At 71.0% G+C, this 15,795-nt stretch carries 13 protein-coding genes; 8 read left to right on the forward strand and 5 right to left on the reverse strand.

Annotated features, from left to right (window positions below; all coding sequences use genetic code 11):
- Positions 1 to 24 precede the first annotated feature (24 nt).
- Positions 25 to 1,035: a histone deacetylase gene (locus tag VM889_06905; protein HVL48267.1), complete on the forward strand. Its 1,011-nt coding sequence runs from the start codon at positions 25 to 27 to the stop codon at positions 1,033 to 1,035.
- Here the strand turns inward: VM889_06905 and VM889_06910 are convergent, their stop codons facing one another.
- Entirely contained in the window at positions 1,036 to 2,001 is a 966-nt protein-coding gene (locus VM889_06910; GenBank protein ID HVL48268.1) for a hypothetical protein, read from the reverse strand.
- A gap of 139 nt (positions 2,002 to 2,140) precedes the next feature.
- Here VM889_06910 and lipA point away from each other — a divergent pair, with 139 nt between their 5' ends.
- Genes lipA through lpdA form a run of 6 tightly spaced genes read left to right on the forward strand, consistent with a single transcriptional unit; the run spans position 2,141 to position 12,324 of the window.
- Positions 2,141 to 3,079, forward strand: coding sequence for a lipoyl synthase (gene lipA, locus VM889_06915; GenBank protein HVL48269.1), 939 nt, complete (start codon positions 2,141 to 2,143; stop codon positions 3,077 to 3,079).
- Positions 3,063 to 4,148 carry a pyruvate dehydrogenase (acetyl-transferring) E1 component subunit alpha gene (pdhA, locus tag VM889_06920; protein HVL48270.1) on the forward strand — a complete coding sequence of 362 codons (1,086 nt, stop codon included), beginning with the start codon at positions 3,063 to 3,065 and terminating at the stop codon, positions 4,146 to 4,148. The genes lipA and pdhA overlap by 17 nt, the downstream gene beginning before the upstream one ends.
- Positions 4,148 to 5,122, forward strand: coding sequence for an alpha-ketoacid dehydrogenase subunit beta (locus VM889_06925; protein ID HVL48271.1), 975 nt, complete (start codon positions 4,148 to 4,150; stop codon positions 5,120 to 5,122). Before pdhA ends, VM889_06925 begins: the two co-directional genes overlap by 1 nt.
- 11 nt (positions 5,123 to 5,133) lie before the next feature.
- The gene (locus VM889_06930) at positions 5,134 to 6,468 is read left to right on the forward strand and encodes a dihydrolipoamide acetyltransferase family protein (GenBank protein ID HVL48272.1); all 1,335 of its coding nucleotides are present in this window, start codon (positions 5,134 to 5,136) and stop codon (positions 6,466 to 6,468) included.
- 55 nt (positions 6,469 to 6,523) lie between these two features.
- Positions 6,524 to 10,852: a PKD domain-containing protein gene (locus VM889_06935; GenBank protein ID HVL48273.1), complete on the forward strand. Its 4,329-nt coding sequence runs from the start codon at positions 6,524 to 6,526 to the stop codon at positions 10,850 to 10,852.
- Between the two features lie 53 nt (positions 10,853 to 10,905).
- Entirely contained in the window at positions 10,906 to 12,324 is a 1,419-nt protein-coding gene (gene lpdA / locus VM889_06940) for a dihydrolipoyl dehydrogenase (protein ID HVL48274.1), read from the forward strand.
- On the opposite strand, the gene VM889_06945 is transcribed toward lpdA, so the two are convergent.
- Positions 12,311 to 12,793 carry a hypothetical protein gene (locus VM889_06945; protein HVL48275.1) on the reverse strand — a complete coding sequence of 161 codons (483 nt, stop codon included), beginning with the start codon at positions 12,791 to 12,793 and terminating at the stop codon, positions 12,311 to 12,313. The two genes, lpdA and VM889_06945, sit on opposite strands and share 14 nt — an antisense overlap.
- A 79-nt stretch (positions 12,794 to 12,872) precedes the next feature.
- Positions 12,873 to 13,481: a hypothetical protein gene (locus tag VM889_06950; protein HVL48276.1), complete on the reverse strand. Its 609-nt coding sequence runs from the start codon at positions 13,479 to 13,481 to the stop codon at positions 12,873 to 12,875.
- Positions 13,482 to 13,553: 72 nt separating this feature from the next.
- Between VM889_06950 and VM889_06955 the strand changes: the two genes are divergently transcribed.
- The gene (locus VM889_06955; protein HVL48277.1) at positions 13,554 to 14,795 is read left to right on the forward strand and encodes a crosslink repair DNA glycosylase YcaQ family protein; all 1,242 of its coding nucleotides are present in this window, start codon (positions 13,554 to 13,556) and stop codon (positions 14,793 to 14,795) included.
- Here the strand turns inward: VM889_06955 and VM889_06960 are convergent, their stop codons facing one another.
- Both VM889_06960 and VM889_06965 read right to left on the reverse strand, forming a co-directional pair.
- Positions 14,796 to 15,470 (reverse strand): 7-cyano-7-deazaguanine synthase, encoded by a 675-nt coding sequence (locus tag VM889_06960; GenBank protein ID HVL48278.1) that lies wholly within the window; start codon positions 15,468 to 15,470, stop codon positions 14,796 to 14,798. It abuts the gene before it with no gap.
- A gap of 98 nt (positions 15,471 to 15,568) precedes the next feature.
- Positions 15,569 to 15,795: hypothetical protein (locus VM889_06965; GenBank protein HVL48279.1), on the reverse strand; the 227-nt coding region annotated here is incomplete at its 5' end.

A 15,795-nucleotide genomic window follows, 5' to 3' on the forward strand; every position in this document is an offset into this window, starting at 1 on the left:
GGACACGCGTCGGGATCGACCGGCGTGAAGCGCGGCCTCCTCTACGACCACGACGCCTTCGACCGGCACGACACGGGCTTCCACGTCGAGAACGCGACGCGGCTCGTCGAGGCCCGTCGGGCGCTCGCGCGGCTCGATTGCGCGGGCGTCGAGACCGTCGCGGCGGCGCCGGCGTCGCGGAGCCTGCTCCGCCGAGTCCACCCCGATGAGCATCTCGACGCGGTGGAAGCGCAGTGCGCGCGGAGCGAGGCGTTCGACGCGGACACGCCCGTCGTTCCGGCCTCGTGGCGCGCCGCGCTGCTCGCCTCGGGCGCCGCGGCCGACGCGGCCGTCCGGACGCTCAAGGGTGACGCCGACGCGGCCTTCGTCCTCTCGCGACCTCCGGGGCACCACGCGACGCCGACCCGCGCGATGGGCTTCTGCCTCCTCAACCACGCGGCCGTCGCCGCCGAGGCCGCGCTCGCCGCGGGCGCGCGCCGCGTCGCGATCGTGGACCCGGACGTGCACCACGGCAACGGGACGCAGGACGCGTTCTACGCGCGCCGCGACGTCTTCTACGCGAGCCTCCACGAATGGCCGCTCTACCCCGGCACGGGCGCGGCCGGCGAGCGCGGCGCGGGCGCGGGTCTCGGCTACACGCTCAACATGCCTGTTCCCGCGGCGACGGGCGAGCGCGGATTCGACGGGCTCGTCGAAGGGCTGCTCCTCCCGGCCCTGCGGGCCTTCGCGCCGGACCTTCTTGTCGTGAGCGCGGGGTACGACGCGCACGCGGCGGACCCGCTCGGTCACCTGCTCCTCTCGAGCCTCTACTACCACGACCTGTTCTCGAAGCTCGCGGCGATCGCGCCCGTCGTCGCCGTCCTCGAGGGGGGCTACGATCCCGTCGCGCTCGGCCGGAGCGTCGCGGGGAGCGTCGCGGCCCTCGCGGGCGCGTCGCCTCCCGCGTGGCCCGAGGCGCGTCAGCCGGGGCGCGACCTCGGGTCGCTCGTCGAGGACCTGCGGAAGCTCCACGCGGACGCGGGCCCGCTCGCGTGATCAGGCGTCGGCGAGGGGCACGCCCGCGAGGGCGAGCACGGAGAGCACGTCCTCCGCGGTCGCGCCCGGCGCAAGCATGTACGCGGCGTCGCGCTCCCCGTAGCGGAAGCCCGTGACGAGGCCGCGCTGCTCGAGGAGGGATTCCACCATGTCGAGCTTGCCGCGGATCTCCTCCGCGCTTTGCGCGAGCGCCACGGCGACGTGCGGGCCGTCGATCGCGGGCCCGGCGGGGATCGGCTCGGGCGCGGCCGCGGACGGCGGCGCGGGAGCGGGCTCGGCCGCGGCGCGCTGGGCCGCGAGCCAGGCGGGCGAAGGGGCGTCGACCGCGGGCGGGGGCGCGCCGGCCTGTCCGAGGCCCGCAAGCGCGGCGCCGACGGCTTCGCCTTCGAAGCCGGGGGCGGGCCCCGCGCGCGAGAACGAGGGCGCGCGCATCGCGGTCGCGACCGCCTGGGGATCGCTCGGCGGCCGCCACTTGATGAGGTTGCCCCATTCGCCGGGGAGCGGCTCCTCGTCGGGATCGCCGCGCGCGCGGCGCGGGCTCACCGCGAGGCCGAGGAGGATGCCGAGGACCCCGGCGCCGTAGCCGCCCCACACCATCTCGGGCTGGATGTCGTTCTTGACGTGTTCGAGGACGAAGGCGCCGCGCGCCTCGTCCCAGCGGTAGGTCGCGAGGAGCCATTGACCGCTCTTCACGGCCACGCCGTCGAGGGGGACGACGAAGCGGCCGGTGCCGTCGTTGAGCGTCACGGCGATGCCGCCGCCGTGGGGCTCCGCCCGCACCACCTTGCCGTGGAGCCGCACGACGTCGCCGAAGCGCTCGCGCAGGGTCGCGTCGTCGCCCGCCGCGGCCCATCCCTCCGCGCTCACGCTCGCGGCGAACAGGACCCAATAGGCGTGAAGCCCCGCGGTGGCGACGACGAGCCCCACCCCCGCCGCGATGATCCAGCGCGCGCGCTCGCGCTCCATGCGCGGGGTCCGTCGCGCCGGCGATTAGAAGCTTCCCTTTCCGGCCCCCGGCGACCGCCCGTTTCGAAGGCGTTCCGGCATCCCCAAAAGGTTATGAAAGGGTCCCCCTTTCGCTAGCCAAATCGGCGCACGGAGCGAGATTTTGGCGGCGCGTTTCCCGGTGTGGTTGACGATCTCGCCCCCAGGGGGCGAAGCCTATTCGCGCATCAAGTCCACGCTGCGCGAGCGGTCGCTCCACACCGTCTGCGAGGAGGCGCGCTGCCCCAACGTCGCCGAGTGCTGGAGCTCCGGCACGGCGACCTTCATGCTCATGGGGGACACGTGCACGCGCGGCTGCCGCTTCTGCGCCGTCAAGACCGCGAAGAACCCGGCGCCCCTCGACCCGGACGAGCCCGCGAAGGTCTCGCAGTCGGTTGGCCTCATGGGCCTCACGTACGTCGTCCTCACGAGCGTCGACCGCGACGACCTCCCCGACCAGGGGGCGGGCCACTTCGCGGCCGTCGTCCGCCGCCTCAAGGAGGACCACCCCGGCCTCCTCGTCGAGGTCCTCATCCCCGACTTCCAGGGGGACGAGGCGCTTCTCGCGGAGGTCGTCCGCGCCGGCCCCGACGTCGTCGCCCACAACGTCGAGACGGTGCGCCGCCTCACGCCCACGGTCCGCGACCCTCGGGCGACGTACGACCAGAGCCTCGCGGTGCTCCGCGCCCTGAAGCGCCTCGATCCGACGCGCAAGACGAAGTCGAGCCTCATGCTCGGGCTCGGCGAGACCGAGGACGAGGTGCTCGACGCCCTCGTGGACCTCCGGGCGGCCGACGTGGACGTCGTCACGTTCGGCCAATACCTGCGCCCCTCGTCGTGGCACCTGCCCGTCGTCGAGTTCGTGAAGCCCGGGACGTTCGACGAGTACGCGGCCATCGCCCGCGACATGGGCTTCCTCTACGCAGCCTCCGGGCCGCTCGTGCGCTCGTCCTACAAGGCGGGCGAGCTCTTCCTTTCCAACCTGCTCGCGCGAGAGCGCCGCGCCGCGGCGCTCGCGGACGACACGGGAGGTTCCCCGATCCATGCAAGCGAAGTCTGATCTCTTCCAGGTCCTGAAGCCGGACGGCACCGTCGTCAAGGAGCGCGAGCCCGCCCTCAAGGAGGCCGAACTCGTCGCGATCTACGAGACGATGGTCCGCGTGCGCATGCTCAACGAGCGCGGGATGAACCTCCAGCGCCAGGGCCGCATCAACTTCTACATCGGATCGGAGGGCCAGGAGGCCGTCCACGTCGGCGCGGGCGCCGCGCTCACGGGCGAAGACTGGTACTTCCCGCACTACCGCGACCCGGGCGTCGCGCTCCTGCGCGGCGCGACCGTCGAGAGCATGGTGCACCAGCTCTACGGCAACGCGAAGGACCCGAACAAGGGCCGCCAGATGCCGAACCACTACGCCTACCGCGAGCAGAACTTCTTCTCCATCTCCTCGCCCCTCACCACGCAGGTCCCGCAGGCCGTCGGCGCGGCGTACGCGATGAAGCTCCGCCGGGAGAAGCACGTCGCGGTCGCCTCGTTCGGCGACGGCTCGACCTCGGAGGGCGATTTCCACGTCGGCATGAACTTCGCCGCCGTCTGGAAGTGCCCGGTCGTCTTCCTCTGCCAGAACAACCAATATGCGATCTCGGTTCCCGTCCGCCTCCAGTCGGCGACGGACACCTTCGCCGAGAAGGCGATCGCGTACGGCATGGAGAGCCTGCGCGTGGACGGCAACGACGCCCTCGCGATGTACGTGGCGATGAAGCAGGCCGCCGACAAGGCGCGCCGCGGCGAGGGCCCCATGCTCATCGAGGCGGTCACCTTCCGCATGGGCCCGCACTCCTCCTCGGACGACCCGAAGCGATACGTCCCGCCGGCGCTTCTCGAGGAATGGAAGAAGAAGGACCCGATCGACCGGTTCCGGCTCTACCTCGAGAAGCGCGGCGCGTGGAACGCGGCGCGCGAGGAGAAGCTCCGCGCGGACGTCACGGCCGAGATCCAGGCCGCCGTGCAGGCCGCCGAAGCGACGGCGGCCCCGCCCGTCGAGGACGTCTTCACGGACGTCTTCGAGGAGATGACCCCGCAGCTCGAGAAGCAGCTCGCCGATCTCAAGCAGTACACGGAGGAACACTGATGCCCGAGATGACGCTCGTGCAGGCCGTCAACAACGCCCTGCTCACGGAGATGGACCAGGATGAGCGCGTCGTCGTCCTCGGCGAGGACGTCGGCAAGAACGGCGGCGTGTTCCGCGCGACGGACGGCCTCCAGGCCAAGTTCGGCGAGGCCCGCGTCATCGACACGCCGCTTGCGGAGGCCGGCATCATCGGCGCCGCGATCGGCATGGCGCTCAACGGCCTGCGCCCGGTTCCGGAGATCCAGTTCCAGGACTTCATCTTCCCCGCATTCGACCAGATCGTGAACGAGGCCGCGAAGATCCGCTACCGCTCGGGCGGCCAGTACACGGTCCCCATGGTCATCCGCACGCCGTACGGCGGCGGCATCCGCGGCGGGCACTACCACTCGCAGTCCGGCGAGGCGTACTTCACGCACACGCCCGGCCTCAAGGTCGTCATCCCGTCGAACCCCTACGACACGAAGGGTCTCCTGATCGCCTCAATCCGCGACCCCGACCCCGTGATGTTCCTCGAGCCGAAGCGCATCTACCGCGCCATGAAGGCCGAGGTCCCGGACGGCGCGTACACGGTCCCCATCGGCAAGGCCGCGACCGCGCGCGAGGGCCAGGACGTCACGCTCCTCGCGTACGGCGCGATGCTCCACATCTCGCTCGAGGCCGCGAAGGAGGCCGAGGCCGAGGGCATCTCGTGCGAGGTCGTCGACCTGCGCTCGCTCGTGCCGCTCGACGAGGAAGCCGTCCTCAAGTCGGTGCGGAAGACGGGCCGCGCGGTCATCGTCCACGAGGCGCCGCGCACGACGGGCTTCGGCGCCGAGCTTTCCGCGCTCATCGCGGAAGAGGCGATCGACGCGCTCGAGGCCCCGATCTACCGCGTGACCGGCTTCGACACGCCGTTCCCCTACACGCTCGAGCACGACTACATGCCCACGGTCGACCGCGTCCTCGCGGCGATCCGCAAGGCGAAGAGCTACTGAGGCGATCCACCATGGTCTTCGAGTTCAAGCTTCCCGACATCGGCGAAGGCGTCCACGAGGGCGAGATCGTCGCCTGGAAGGTCAAGGAAGGCGATTCGGTCACCGAGAACCAGCCCATCGTCGAGGTCATGACGGACAAGGCGACGGTCGAGATCACCTCGCCGCGCACGGGCGTGATCGCGAAGGTCCCCGTGAAGGAGGGCCAGGTCGTGAAGGTGGGCGAGGTCATCCTCGTCATCGACGAGGCCGGCGGCGCGAAGCCCCCGGCCGCGCCCGCGAAGGCCGCCGCCCCCGCGAAGGCGAAGGAGGAGGAGAAGACGCTCTTCGACCTTCCGAGCGACCTCAGCGCCTCGTCGCGCCGCCGCCCCGCGGCCGCGAAGCCCGCCGCGGCGCCCGCGGCCCCCGCCGCGCAGGCGGCCACGGTCGCCGTCCGCCCCGCGGGCGAGCGCGCCCTCGCGACGCCCGCGACGCGCCACCGCGCGCGCGAGATGGGCCTCGACATCCAGCTCGTTCCCGGCACCGGCCCGAACGGCCGCGTCACGAAGGACGACCTCGAGCGCTTCGCGAAGGCCGGCGCCGCCCCCGCCGCGGGCGCGTTCGCCGTCACCGTCTCCGCGCCGCCCATCGCAAGCGCCGCGGCGGACACGCGCCTGCCGCTCAAGGGCATGCGCAAGGCCATCTTCGAGAGCATGCAGCGCTCGGAGGCGTACGCGGTTCCGTTCACGTACTGGGATTCGTGCGACGTCACGGACCTCGTGAGGCTCCGCAAGGACGCGCAGAAGATCGCTGAGGAGCAGGGCGTGAAGCTCTCGTACCTGCCCTTCATCGTGAAGGCGGTCGTCGCGGGTCTCAAGCGCTACCCGGACATCAACGCGGTCGTCGACGAGGCGAGCCACGACCTCGTCCGCAAGGCCGCGTACAACATCGGCATCGCGGTCGCGACGGAGCGCGGCCTCATGGTCGTCGTGGTGAAGGACGCGGACCGCAAGAGCGTCTTCCAGATCGGCCAGGAGATCGAGGACCTCGCGGAGAAGGCCCGCGCGGGCAAGGCATCGATGGACGACCTCAAGGGCTCAACCTTCACGATCACGAGCCTCGGCAAGGACGGCGGCCTCGGGGCGACCCCGGTCATCAACCACCCGGAGGTCGCGATCCTCGGCGTGCACAAGATCGAGAAGCGCGCGGCCGTGGCGCCCGATGGCGAGACGATCGTCGCCCGGGACTTCATGAACCTCTCGGGGAGCTTCGACCACCGCTACATCGACGGCCACGTCGCGGCGGCCTTCGTGCAGCACGTGATCACGCTCCTTGCGAAGCCCAACCTGCTGCTCCTCGGCACGGTCTGAGGCTTCAGCGGTCTGACGCGAGAATTGAAGACGGCCATCGGCGCTTCCCGCCGCCATGGCGTCCCGGCGCCTCCTGGCGGCGGCCCTTGCCGCGCTCTTTCTCGCGCCGAGCCTGGGGGCCGCCCTTCCGGCGCCCGGGGTCGGGGCGGCGACCGGCGTCGACCGCAGTCTCGTCGAGGCGATCGACGAGACTTCGCGCGCCTTCGCCCGCGTGGGCGTCGGCGAGCTTGCGCATCGCCTCCCGCCTGACGTCCGGACCCTGCTGCATCCGCCGTCGCCCGAATGGCAGGCCGCACCGGCCTGGTGGCGCCCCGAACCGCAGCTCAAAACGCTCCAGCACGGCGAGGTCGTCACGAACGGAACCTGGACCGGCAATCTCGAGCTCGCGGGCCTGTACGTGATCGAGGGCAATCTCACGATCGCGCTCGCCCACGTCACCGTTCCAGCCGGAATGGGCCTGACCCTCAGCGTCCGACCCGGAGGCGCGCTGACGATCGAGAACGCGACGCTCGTCGCCGACGGATGGGCCACGATCGCTTCGGCCGGACGCCTCACGATCCTCGACAGCCGGCTGGATCGATTCGCCCTCGAGGTCGCGGACGGCCCGGCACCGGTGACGATCGAGCGGAGCGCCTTCACGGGGGATCGCTGGGAGTGGGCTGTCATCGCCACGCCGAACGCGACCCTCCGAGCGAACGTTTTCCGCTCCTATCCCCTCATCCTCGAGTCGAGCTGCCAGGCGTGCACCTATCCGGGCCCGGGCGCGCTCGTCGAGGGCAATGCGTTCGAAACCGCGCGAATGATGAACCATGTCTACGTCCGGGCGCCCTCCGTCGTGCGCGGCAATGCGTTTTCGGGAGGATATGGGGGGATCGACATCCTCTGCGCGCCGTGCTCGGGCGGCGCGAGCGACGTCCTCGTGGAGGACAACGTGTTCGCGGGCGGCCGCGGCATCGGCGTCGACGGCCCGGCCTACATCCGCGCGAACCGGTTCGCCGCCACGCGGATCGGGGTTCACGCGGGCGGCGCCTGCGGATTCTGCGCGAGCGGAGCTTCGCCCCTCGTCGAGGCGAACGTGTTCTCGGGCGGCGAGAACGGCGTTTTCGCGGCCGCGGCGACCGTCGTCCGTCTCAACCGGTTCGAAGGGCTCGACGTCGCGGTCGGCGCGCAGGACGACGCCGTCATCGAATCGAACGTCTTCGAGGCGAACCGGCTCGCGGGAAGCTTCAACGGCGCGTCGTCGGTCCTCGTTGCGCGCAACGTCCTCCACGCGAACGTCAAGGGCTTCCTCTGCGGAGGCGACGCGACGGTCCGCTTCGAGGAGAACCTCTTCAACCTCACCGTCTTCGCGGCCTATGGGGGCACGACGGGGATCACCATCCCGAACGTGGGCTCTCTTCCCGGCTCGCGCTGCTCGCTCGCGCGCAACTACTACAACGTCATCGGGGGAGACGCGGAGGTCGTCGTCTATGGCGCGGACGACACGCGCGATCCCGCGCCCGCGGCGACGCGACCCTCCGCGGCCGCGCTGGGGATGCCCCCGGGGTTCGGTCCTCGGCTTCCCGTGCGCGTGGTCTCCTCGAGCGAGACGTGGACCGCGTCGTCGGCCCCGTCCCGCACCTCCGCGGTCGTGGTCACGGGTCAAGGCGTGAGCCTGCGGATCACGGGAGGCTCGATCGATCTCGAGGGCGGCTACATCGGGTCCCGTCAGAACGGCACCCTCGACGTCGCGGGAGCCGGGCCGGGATGGGTCGCGTTCTCGAACGGCACGATCCTTCTCGGCCACCGCGGCTCGACGACGCAGGACAGCCTCGCGGGCGTCCGCATCCTCGAACCGGCGCCCGCGTCCGGCGCCATCGTCCTTTCCGAATCGCGCGCGCGCATCGCGGATTCGCGGATCGAGAACCAGGAGGTCGCGATCCTCATGGACGTCGCGAACCTCGCGAACGGCGCGAAGAACGCGCTCACCATCGAGCGTGCGACCTTCCGCAACATGAGCTCGGCCGTTTCAGGGCTCGGGTTCGCGACCATCCGCGGCTCGACCTTCCTCGAGGTCGGCATCGGCGTCGTGTCGCTTCTCGCCCCCGCGCCCGACGTCTCGTCGAGCGAGTTCGTGGGCGGGGCCGCGGCCGTGGCGGCCGTGATCGCGCCCGGGGGATCCTTCGTGGGCTCGTCCTCGACGGCGCAACGGGTCGGCGTGCTCGTCGCCATCGCCAACGGCTTCACCGTCTCGGGCTCCTCGATCGAGTACAACGCCTTCGGCGTCTTCGCGCTCGCGGCCGGCGTATCCGGGTCGACGAGCAACGTCTTCCACAACGTCGTCGCGGGCGTCCTCGCGGAGGCCATCCTCGGCATCGCGAGCCAGGTGAGCTTCACGGCCTCCTGCGGCCGCGACGACCTCATCATGGCGGCGGGGGGAAGCACTGCGACCTTCACCCCGGCCGTCTCGTGTCCGCACCCGGAGCCGTTTCCCCTGAGGTTCACCCCCCGCGTCGCCGGCGGGCCCGGGAATCCGTCGACCCTCGTCGTGCCGAGCGGCCCGCTCGCGGGCCCGTACGTCGCGGCGCGCGGCGGCACGCTTCTCGTGAAGGGCGTCTCGATCGATCGGGGCTGCGTGACGATGCCGTGCCCGAAGGACTCCTCGTTCGTCATCGGGAGCAAGCTGGGTGGAACGCTCGTCATCGAGGATGCGAGGATGTCGGGGCTCGCCGTCGGCTTCTCGGGCATCGGCACACGCATGATCCGCGGCGAGTGCGAATCCTGCATGATGTATTCCTTGAATCCGTCGGGGCAACGGGAAGCCTCCGGATTCGAGCCTCCGGTCGGGCCCGGTTTCCGCATCGAGCGCAGCCGCCTATCCTACTCGAACCTCAACATCCTGCACGCCGAGGGGCCGACATCCTTCTCGGAAAGTCTCCTCGCCGGCGGGACCGTCGTGCTCACGGACCGCGCCGACCTCACCATCACCCGTTCGCACGTCCATGGCGCCGTCATCCGCGCCGACCCGCGGCCGAATGCGGCTCCCCCCAACCTGCATTCCCGCCTCACGATCCGGGACTCGAATTTCCGCGCATGGGATGTCGTGGTCGCCGACGGAGACGACTCGTGGCCGGGGACCCCCGCGGCCCCGATCGACCTCAGGCGCAACTGGTGGGGCGATCCGTGCGGCGCCCGGAAGGAGACCTGCGAGGGCGCCCATGCGGAGCCTGCGGCCGGAAGCGAGGTCGATCCTCCCGCGCCGCCGCCGCTCACCGATGAGCCGCTTCCCGGGCCCGTGAACGTCTCCCCCATCCTCGGGAGCGTCCTGGCGCCTTCGACCGCGACCCGCATCGCGGATGCGACCTTCGTCGCGACGGCGACCGGCATCGCGGGCGTCCCGTTGACCTTCACGTGGGATTTCGGGGCCGGGAACGTCGCGAGGGGCGCGGCTGTCGCCCACCGCTTCGACCGCCTCGGTCTCCATCGCGTGACGCTCAACGTCTCGGACGACCTCGGAGGATACACGATCCTCGAGCGATCCGTCAACGTGCTGAACGTCGCGCCGCGCGCCTCGTTCGGACGCGACCCGGCGATCGTGTACGAGAACGAGACCGTGCGCTTCGTCGACACGAGCGTCGACGACGATGGCGCGATCGTGCGATGGTCATGGAGCTTCGGCGACGGCGCGACGAGCGACGTCGCGTCGCCGGAGCACGTGTTCGCGAAGCGCGGCCTCTATCCGGTGAAGCTCACGGTCTGGGACGACGACGGCGCGAGCGCTTCGGCGACCGCGAGCGTCAGGGTGCGGAGCCTCGTCAACGAGCCCCCCCTCGCGGATTTCGCCTGGGGCTGCTTCGCGGACGCGCCCGCGGACCTCTGCTTCTTCGATCGATCGACCGACGTGGACGGCGCCGTCGTCGAATGGCGCTGGGATTTCGGGGACGGCAACGTCTCGAGCGCGCGCAACCCGCGTCACGTGTTCGCCGCGAGCGGCCAGCACAACGTGTGCCTCACCGCGACGGACGACGGCGGAGCGAACGACACGCGCTGCCGCATCGCCCTCGTGGACGACCGCCTCGTGGGCGTGGTCTCGGCGACGCCGGGAACGCTCCTTGCGCCCACGCGGCTCACGCTCACGCTCCTTTGGGACGACGGGCGACCGGCCGCGAACGTCGCCTACAGCCTCGAGTCGTGGCCTGTCGGCGCGAAGGGCGACCTCGGTCGGGCGCGCTTCCTGGGGACGACCGACGCCGAAGGCCGCGCGAGCCGCGCGTTTCTCGATTTCGGCCTCGCGAACGCTCCCGGCGCGCACGGTTGGCGCTTCACCGCGGTCACCACGCAAGGCCTCGGGGGCAATGCGGAATTCGCCTCGGGCGAAGGAACCTACGACGTTCGGATCGCGTGATTTCCGGGGACGCTAGGCTTAAGAACGGGCCCTCCGTCTCCGAGCCGATCAGCATGGCGGACACGCGCACCACGGAAGTCCTCGTGATCGGAGCGGGCCCCGGCGGCTACGAGGCCGCGATCCGGGCCGCGCAGCTCGGCAAGAAGGTCCTCGTGATCGAGCGCGAGAACCTCGGCGGCGTCTGCCTCAACGTCGGCTGCATTCCCTCGAAGGCGCTCATCCACGCGGCGAAGCGCGTGGTCGAGATCCGACACGCGGCGGACCTCGGCATCACCACCGGACCCGTCTCGGTCGACGTCAAGAAGCTCCAGGCGTGGAAGCGCGGCGTCGTCGACGGCCTCACGGGCGGCATCGCGCAGCTCTTCAAGGCCAACAAGGTCGACTGGATCCAGGGCACCGCGACGTTCACCGCGAAGGACGCCGTCTCGGTGCGCGGCGCCGACGGGAAGGAGACGAACGTGCGCTTCCAGAACGCGATCGTCGCGACGGGCTCGCGTCCGATCGAGATCCCCGGCTTCAAGTTCGACCGCAGGACCGTCATCGACTCGACGGGCGCGCTCGACCTCGAGGAGGCCCCGAAGAAGCTCGTCGTCATCGGCGGCGGCTTCATCGGCCTCGAGATCGGCCAGACGATGCGCCGCCTCGGAAGCGAGGTCACCGTCGTCGAGGCGATGGATCAGATCCTCCCGGGCCAGGACCCGGACCTCGTGCGCGTCCTCGCGCGCGCCCTCCAGAAGGAAGGGATCCGCATCCTCACGGGCGCGAAGGCGAAAGGCCTCGAGCCCCAGAAGGACGGGAGCGTCCAGGTCGTCATCGAGGCGAAGGGCGCGGAGGAGCGCCTTCCCGCGGACAAGGTTCTCGTGTCGGTCGGCCGCCGACCGAACACGGAATCGCTCGGCCTCGACAAGGCCGGCGTCAAGGTCACCCCGAAGGGCCTCGTCGAAACGAACGACAAGGCGCAGACGAGCGTCGCGACCATCTACGCGATCGGCGACATCACGCCCGGCCCCGCGCTCGCCCACAAGGCCTCGAAGGAAGGCCTCACCGCGGCCGCGGTCATCGCGGGCGACAAGGGCGCGGCCCTCGACTACCGCGCGCTCCCGTGGGCGGTGTTCACGGACCCCGAGATCGCGACCGTGGGCCTCACCGAGGCGCAGGCGCGCGAGAAGGGTCTCGACCCCGTCGTCGGCCGATTCCCGTTCGCCGCGAGCGGACGCGCGAAGAGCACGCAGGCCACGGACGGCTTCGTGAAGGTCGTCGCGGACAAGAAGACGGACCTTCTGCTCGGCGTCCACATCATCGGCCCGGAGGCCTCGAACCTCATCGCCGAGGCCGCGCTCGCGATCGAGATGGGCGCGACGGCGCACGACCTCGCCCTCACCATCCACACGCACCCGACGCTGCCCGAGGCCCTCATGGAGGCCGCGGAGGGCGTCCACGGCCGCATGATCCACGCGGTCAACCGATCGTGAGGCGCGGAATACCCGCCTCGGGGACGGGCGCGATGGCCGATGCGCGCTCGCGGAACGCGTCCCACTCCGCGTCGAGCCGCGACCGCTCCGTCTCGCTCGCAACGGCCATCCGGTCCCAGCGGTGACGCCCGAGCGCGTCGGGCGCGGTGACGTCGGTCGCCTTCACGTCGAGGGCGACCGTGACGACGCCTTCGACGCGAATGCGATCCAGGCCGCGGAGGTCCCGCTCCAATCCCGCGACGTACCATTCGCCGCGGTCGAACGTCACCGTCACGGTCCCGTTCGCCCGTTTCACCGTGAGGTCGAGCGTCGAGGGCGACGCCGCGACGCCCATCGGGCGTCCTTCGATCGCCACCGGCCGCCCGTCGGGATAGGACCGTCCGATGGTCCCCGAATAGTCGACGAGCACATGGATGGCGCCGGCCGCGGCGGCGCAGGCGACGATCGCGACGAGGGCGATCCGGAGCACGCGTCGGGGTCGCCGTCCTCGTCCTCTTGAGGGGTCGGTTAGCGTCGCCGACCCTGACCTGTACCGGCCGCTCCACGGGTCAACGCATCGAGCCCGACGGACCCCCGAAGGACCGCGCACGGGTCTCGGCGTCCCGCGCCCGGTCCTCGTGGGCGGACGCGCGCCACGCGACCATCGCGCGATACCACGCCGACTGCGTCGTCTCGCGCCAGACGAGACCGCCCGCGGCGACGCGCGCGGAAAGGAGGCCGGCCAGGTCCTCGAAGAGGCGCGCGGAGGACTCGCGGTCCTCCTTCAGGTTCAGGACGACGGCCGCGAGGCACGCGTGCCAGACGAGGCCTTCCTTGCCTCGGTGCCATTCGCCGCGGAAGCGGTCGAGGTAATCGGGGACGATCGCGAGCTGCGCCTCCGTCGTCTCGGCTTCCAGAAGGGCGACGCGCGAAACCTCGAGCGCGGCCTGGCGCGCCGCGACGTCCGGAGGAACGGCGGTCTCGGCGGCGATCGCGGTCCTCGTCCAGCGCTCGGCGTCGTCGGCCTCGCCGCGGGCGATGGACGCGCGGACGAGGCCGCGAAGCACCTCGACGCGGTCGCCCGGCTCGGACACGTCCGCGAGGGGAACGTAGTGCTCGGGCGCCCAGTCGTGCGCCCAGAACAGCTCCGCCTCGACGCCCTTGATGAGGTCGGCCACGCAACCGGAGTCCTTCCGCGCTCCTTGAAGATGCCCCCAACGTTGAAGGGCGTTCGGCGCCGTCCGGGTCGCGTGCAGAGCGTCACGCGTCGCGACGCGACGAAATTTGTCGCCGCCGAGCAGGGGTTCGGGAAGCCGCTTCCCGACGTCGTCTCCGCGCTCGAGCGCGCGGTCGGGCTCTACGCGGCCGCGCCGTCGATCTCGCTCGCCCTCATGGCGCGCGTGCGCGGGTTCACGCAGGCGATGCTCGAGGACGCGCTCTACACCGACAAGACCGCGGCGCGCATCACGGCGATGCGCGGCGTCGTCTACGCCGTCCCGAAGGGTCTCGTCCCGACCGCGTTCCAGGGCTCGCGCGCGACCCTTGAAGCCGCCGTCGCGGGCCTGCTGAAGCAGCTCGACGCGACGGAAGCCGAGCTCGACAAGATCGCGGGCTTCGTCGGAGGTCTCCTCGCGAGCGCGCCGCCGCTCACGGTGAACGAGATCCGCGGCTTCGTGCCGCCCGGGCTTCCCCAGGAGGAGAATCTCGGGCACATGCTCTCGGCGCTCTGCGCGCGCGGCTATCTCGTGCGCGCGACGACGAAGGGCGGCTGGCGCGACAACCTGCACGCCTACCAGCGCCTCGCGCACTGGCTTCCGGGCATCGAGATCTCCGCGACCCCGCCGGACAAGGCGCGCGCGGATCTCGCGCGGCGGTACTTCGAGGCCTACGGTCCGGCGTCGCTCCAGGATTTCGCGTGGTGGTCGGGCCTCAAGGGCCCGGAGGCGCAGGTCGCCTTCGACGCCGTGAGGGAGGAACTGGTCGAGATCGGCATCCAGGGGATGCAGGGCACCTTCTTCCTGACGAAGCGCAAATCGCGTCATCTCCTCGGCGTGCAGCCCCCGCAGCCCTCGACCGCGACGCTTCTCCCGTATTGGGATGCGTACATGCACGCGTACTGGGACCGGTCGCGCTACGTGGACCGCGCGAGCGCGCCCTACGTCTACGACAAGTCCGGCAACGGCACGAACGTCGTTGTCGTGGACGGGCAGGTCGTCGCGATCTGGGACTTCGAGGAATCGCGCCGCCGCGTGAACTTCCGTTTCGCGACGTTCGCGAATGCCCCCGCGAACCTCGAGCGCATGCTGCAGCCGGCCGTCAATCGCCTGAACGAGTTCTTCGCGGTCCCGGAAGTGCAGATCGAGCGCTATCCGCTCCCGAAGCCGCTCGTCGAGGAGCCCGCAGGCGCGTTCCAGTCGCCGCTGAAGCGTCGCCGCACGAGCTCGATCGAGGCCGAGCAGGCCGAGGCGAAGAAGGACGACCCGGCGGCGTGATCACGCGAGCGCGGGATCGGCGACGCCGACGTCCGCGAACGCCCCGCGCCGCTCGACGCATGATGGGCACGCGCCGCACGGGGCGGCCGCATCCTCGTAGCAGGACCACGTCGCGACGAACGGCACGCCGAGCGAGACGCCGAGCGCGACCACTTCGCGCTTCGTGAGGCCTTTCAGGGGAAGCTCGAACGAGAGCGGTCGAGCCCGACCCGTCCAGAGACCGGTCGCGTTCAGCTTCTTGAGCCCGTCGAAGAACGCGCGGCTCGCGTCCCCGAACGTCTCGGCGTCGGAGCCGATGTGGCCCCCCACGACGCGCGTCGCGCCGAGGGCTTCGGCCGCGTGGCTTGCGATCCCGTAGAAGACGAGGTTGCGCGCGGGCACGTAGCCGGGGGGCGCGTCCGCGAGCGCCGCGTTCCCGGTCCAGGGGCCCGCCTCGAGGTCGGCGGCCTCGCGCAGGAAGGGGAGCGGGACCGCGGTGAGGCGAACCCGCGCCGCCTCGGCGAGACGGTGGGCGGCGCGCCGCTCCCGCTCCGGGCGGGCGTGGTAGTCGAACGCGAGTGCGTGGACCTCCCACCCCCGGCGAAGGGCCCACCAGAGCGCGACGGCCGAATCGAGGCCCCCCGACAGAAGGACGACGGCGCGGGTCGTCCGCGAGTCCGGGGGATCGTCACGCATGGGGAATCGGCCCTTGTAGGATCAGGGTACTTAAAGGGGTTCGCCCCGTCCCGACGGACCTTTGCGACCCCCGTTTCGGGTGGTTCATGTGGCACCTGTCAATATAAATGATCAAAAGGGAAGCCTTTAATCAGCCAGAAAAAATACAATATCGGCTCAGGACCAGGGGCCCTCCCGACCATGGCGACCCGTAACAAAAACGCCGGCAAGAAGAAGCCGGCCGGCAAGAAGCCGGCGGCCGGGGCGCCCAAGAAGGCCGCGCCGAAAGCTTCCAAACCGAAGCCCGCGCCGGCGAAGGCCCCCTCCAAGGCGCCCGCCCCGAAGA

Source organism: Candidatus Thermoplasmatota archaeon (assembly GCA_035540375.1).
Classification (GTDB): Archaea; Thermoplasmatota; SW-10-69-26; order JACQPN01; family JAJPHT01; genus DATLGO01.